3 protein-coding genes and 2 pseudogenes are annotated in these 4,174 nt (G+C 41.9%); 1 reads left to right on the top strand and 4 read right to left on the bottom strand.

Translation table 11 applies throughout. The features are described 5' to 3' along the window. The 3 genes and pseudogenes from IQ242_RS18160 to IQ242_RS18150 all read right to left on the bottom strand — a co-directional run. Positions 1-190 (bottom strand): annotated as a pseudogene (locus IQ242_RS18160) (tail length tape measure protein); the annotation flags it as partial. A 407-nt stretch (positions 191-597) separates the two neighbouring features. After that, on the bottom strand, positions 598-1,335 hold the full coding sequence (locus IQ242_RS18155) for a PEP-CTERM sorting domain-containing protein (protein ID WP_193960935.1): 738 nt from the start codon (positions 1,333-1,335) through the stop codon (positions 598-600). A 586-nt stretch (positions 1,336-1,921) separates the two neighbouring features. Continuing rightward, the gene (locus IQ242_RS18150; protein ID WP_193960934.1) at positions 1,922-2,554 is read right to left on the bottom strand and encodes an HAD-IB family phosphatase; all 633 of its coding nucleotides are present in this window, start codon (positions 2,552-2,554) and stop codon (positions 1,922-1,924) included. Positions 2,555-2,640: 86 nt separating this feature from the next. Here IQ242_RS18150 and IQ242_RS18145 point away from each other — a divergent pair, with 86 nt between their 5' ends. Then, positions 2,641-3,459 carry a carbon-nitrogen hydrolase family protein gene (locus tag IQ242_RS18145; protein ID WP_193960933.1) on the top strand — a complete coding sequence of 273 codons (819 nt, stop codon included), beginning with the start codon at positions 2,641-2,643 and terminating at the stop codon, positions 3,457-3,459. Positions 3,460-3,640: 181 nt separating this feature from the next. Here IQ242_RS18145 and IQ242_RS18140 read toward each other — a convergent pair. Then, positions 3,641-4,174: pseudogene (locus IQ242_RS18140) on the bottom strand (CCA tRNA nucleotidyltransferase); the annotation flags it as partial.

Here is a 4,174-nt window from a genome sequence, read left to right as displayed (position 1 = left end):
GATTGGGAATGCCTTCAGTCATGGACAGTGTTGCTCCTTTAAGAGCCAGTTTTAGATTGTCGATAATATCATCGGGTAATTTTGAGAGATTGGCAAGGGTTCTTTTTTTGACTTGATCTCCTTCTCGGTAGGACTCCCGAAGAAGAACGGCGGGGGGGGAATTACGGTTAGGAACTTTTTCTATATACATGGCTATCATTTTAGCAAATAGAGAGAATTCTTGTCCATTAAGAAATGTTACAAATTACATGGGTACATTAAGAAATGTTAAGGGGGTGTATCCATTGATGGATAAGGGTTTTCGGCTATTATGGTATATATGTATGGGGGAAGTTCAGATATACTAGCGCATCAGAAGAGACAATTTCTATTGTTTCATTCTCCACCAGCAGGAAAATTAATTGCATCGAGATTGACTCCAAATAGATTCTGGCTTGAGTCTGATCGTCAAAGATTCGGTTGAGAACACTCGTATCAAGATAGACTTTCAATTTTACTTTAGTCATTCACACTTCTACTATTATAACCCAAAAAAGCGATCGCACTTTATCAATATAGTGCGATCGCTGCCAATTTAAGGCTAGATTTGCCAGTTTTTTATTTTAATTTGTGCTTCAAGACTGAACCCGCACCAAGAAAACCAATGGCAAGTAAACCTAAAACTGAAGCCGGTTCAGGTACAGGTTTAGGATCTGGAGTAACGCTTCCAAATGTGATATCGTCAAATACAAATTGGTTGACAACACCAGCAAAACTAACGGATTTAGCGATACCAGCGAAACCAACGCCAACCGGTACAAATGGACAAAAACCAGCGGAGTAAACAGGATCGCAATTGCTAGAAGTCGTCGGAAGAGATAAGCTGGCAAGTAAACTACCTGTTCCATCCAGTCCATCATACACACTGATACTCCCTGACAGAAAGATCCCTGTGTAAAAGAACGAGAATCCAGTGTCAAAACCACTCGCAAGATTCATGAAAGTTTCAGAACCAGACAGGAAAAATAAGGCACCCTTCTGAGAATTTGGATTCCCTAATCCACCGCGGGATGTATTACTACAACTTATACCTGGAGTGTTAAGACAAATTAACAGGGCATTGGATGAAAACTCTACCCCATAATTTGTCCCTGTAGTTCCAATACTGCTTGTGCCACCGTTATAGAAACCTTGTACAAGTACGTTGTTACTATTTGGATATGGCGCAATGTTCTCGAAGTCTAATACAGTGACAGCAGCAGAAGCAGGTAAGGTTACGAAACTTGTTGCTGCTCCCAAAAGAGATGCTCCAGCACTAACTATCGAAAGTTTTTTGATCGCAGTCGAAGTTTTCATACTCAGAAAATTTCCTCAAAATAAATAAACAAACAAATGTTCTGACTCCCCTTTAAAGGAAAAAATCTCGAATTAAGCGACATTGGCAAGGGAGAAAAATTGGTTTTTTCAAAATTGCCAATCACTAAATTTTAAGCTAGTTCCTCAATGACAAGACAAAGCCACGAGTGTATTTTAATCTCCCCCCGATTTTGTCAAGTGTAAACCAACAGAAATTAACAAAAATTTATAATTATTGTTGCCCTTGAGAGTAGGGTAGTAAAAAATCTTTTAACGGGTTGGTCTTGGATGTTAGAATCTCTCGTTTCTAGGCTCTGCCTAGAAATGTTTAATGAGAGGCTCTGCCTCCTGAGTAATCTTCACAGAAGGCAGAGCCTTCAAAAATCATTCCCAGGCGGAGCTTGGGAATGAGACGGCGAAAATCATTGCCTCTTGCCTATCCTAACCATTACTTATAAGTAGGTAGGTGTTAAAAGTTGTCAGATCCCCCCGCCTATCGGCACCCCCCTTATTAAGGGGGGCAGGGGGGATCGAACCTAAAATCTATTTTTAATTTAATTACAACCAGCTACTTAACAGCCAATCCCTAATCTCTCAATAATAGATATTCGCGAATCTCAAAAAAGTTATCCCAAGCAATATAGGGTTGATTTTCCGCTTGCAGATAATCGATTAAACGATCCCTAGCAAAAACTAGATCGGCCCTTCTAGCCATGGTAATATCGGTAACGGAATCACCGATCGCAATAGTTTCTACTCCTGAATATTTGGCCATAATCAAAGCTTTAGCCACTAATTCTGTCTCATTTTCCCAATCGGAATGAACTTGCAGATATTCCCCTTGCGTATGAAGATTGACCCCATAAATTGCCGTCACCTTATCTAATAGTCCCTGCCGTTTTAAGACCGTTTCAATCATGCCTTGGATACCACCAGAGATAATAATAAAAGGGATGGCTCGCTCCTGTAAAAAAGCGAGGAATTCAGCTAATCCGGGACGAATTGGCTTGCTTTCGGCATAGGCGAGAATATCGGCGTATTTTTGGCTCGGTATCGACTCTAGCAGTTGACGAACACCCCGGCGCAGAGTCAGAGTACGGGCGTACATTTGGGGCATAATTTGGGCTGATAAATCGGGGGCGAATTCTTTGAGCATACCCGCAAAAGTTTCCACGGCGGTGATAGTGCCATCAAAGTCACAGAAAACAATTTTACTCATGGGGTGACAAAATATCTGAAATTGGATATAATCGAAGGTTATGATTAATTTTACAGAGATTATCTGACTCTAGAGCTTCAACCCCCATGAAATCCTATCTCGCCGCCGCCATTCAAATGACCAGTCAGCCGGATTTAGAGAAAAATCTCGCTGCCGCTGAAGAATTGATCGAACTTGCCGTGGGTAAAGGGGCGGAATTAATCGGTTTACCAGAAAATTTCGCCTTTATGGGGGCAGAAACCGATAAAATCGCCCAGTCCGAGACTATTGCTCTCAAAGCCGATAAATTCCTCCGCACCATGGCCCAACGGTTTCAAGTGACCATTTTAGGGGGCGGTTTTCCCGTGCCAGTGACGGGTATTGCCGATAAGGCCTATAATACGGCTATTTTAGTTGATGGCAACGGTGCGGAATTAGCCCGTTATCAAAAAGTCCATCTCTTTGATGTCAATGTCCCGGATGGTAACACCTATCAGGAATCGAGTACAGTCATGGCAGGGATTGATTTACCGCCAATTTATGGCTCCGATAGCTTCGGAAAAATTGGCCTCTCGATTTGCTATGATGTGCGTTTTCCTGAACTCTATCGCTATTTATCGCAGCAAGGAGCCGATGTTTTATTTGTACCCGCGGCGTTTACAGCTTTTACAGGGAAAGATCATTGGAAAGTTTTGTTACAAGCGCGAGCGATCGAGAATACTTGTTATATAATAGCTCCCGCTCAAACGGGCAATAATTACGAACGCCGTTACACCCACGGTCACGCTATGATTATCGATCCTTGGGGTGTGGTTTTAGCCGATGCGGGGGAAGAAGCGGGAGTGGCAATTGCCGAAATTAATCCCCAACGTCTGCAACAAGTGCGACGACAAATGCCTTCCCTGCAACATCGTGTTTTTGTTTAAAATTCGCTCAGAAAATTAGTTCCCAGGGACGGTTATCAATAGGGAACAGAGCCTCACTTCTGTGTTCTTCAATCACTTAAGTAGGTAGGCGTTAAAAATTGTCAGATGCCCCCCTTATTAAGGGGGGATTAAGGGGGGATCGAACCTAAAATCCATTTTTAATTTAATTATAACCAACCACTTATAATAACTTTTTAGCAAAATCGATCGCCTCCTGAAAAACTTTAACTTTGCCTTCAATTTGGGCAATTTGTACCTCGGTTAATAACTTACCGATAATCGGACTAGGTTTCAGGTGTAAATGGTTAATTAAATCATCGCCCCTTAATAAAGGTCGGGGATGGGCGATAATATTATCGGGATCGAGATAGGAGGTGAACAGAGAAGCGACGATATTTTTGTTAATCCCCATCGATAGAGCAAAAAGAGCAAAGACAGGAAATACTTTTCCCGTATTTAGATAAATAAAATACTGTTCCCGCAGACTTAAATTATCTGCTTCCTTGAGGGAGGGTAAAGACTTAATTACCGTCATTACCGTGCGAATTTCCCCACGGGAATACTTAAGATCGATTAACTCTTTTTCCGCTTCTGCTAAAACATCCGATACAAATAGGGCTAATTTTGTCAACTGTAACTGAGAAGGGGAAAAGATAAATTTTTCCGGTGACAAAGATTCTAAAAATCCCGCTGCCGCTTCCACCCCGGTACCTGG

This window comes from Microcystis sp. LEGE 08355 (assembly GCF_015207185.1).
Lineage (GTDB): Bacteria > Cyanobacteriota > Cyanobacteriia > Cyanobacteriales > Microcystaceae > Microcystis > Microcystis panniformis.
The sequence above is the reverse complement of the archived record's forward strand: the minus strand, read 5'-3'. Positions and strand labels throughout refer to the sequence as shown.

Coding starts and splice junctions, on each gene's coding strand:
- IQ242_RS18155 (WP_193960935.1), bottom strand. CDS start 1,335: ATGAAAACTTCGACTGCGATCAAAAAACTTTCGATAGTTAGTGCTGGA.
- IQ242_RS18150 (WP_193960934.1), bottom strand. CDS start 2,554: ATGAGTAAAATTGTTTTCTGTGACTTTGATGGCACTATCACCGCCGTG.
- IQ242_RS18145 (WP_193960933.1), top strand. CDS start 2,641: ATGAAATCCTATCTCGCCGCCGCCATTCAAATGACCAGTCAGCCGGAT.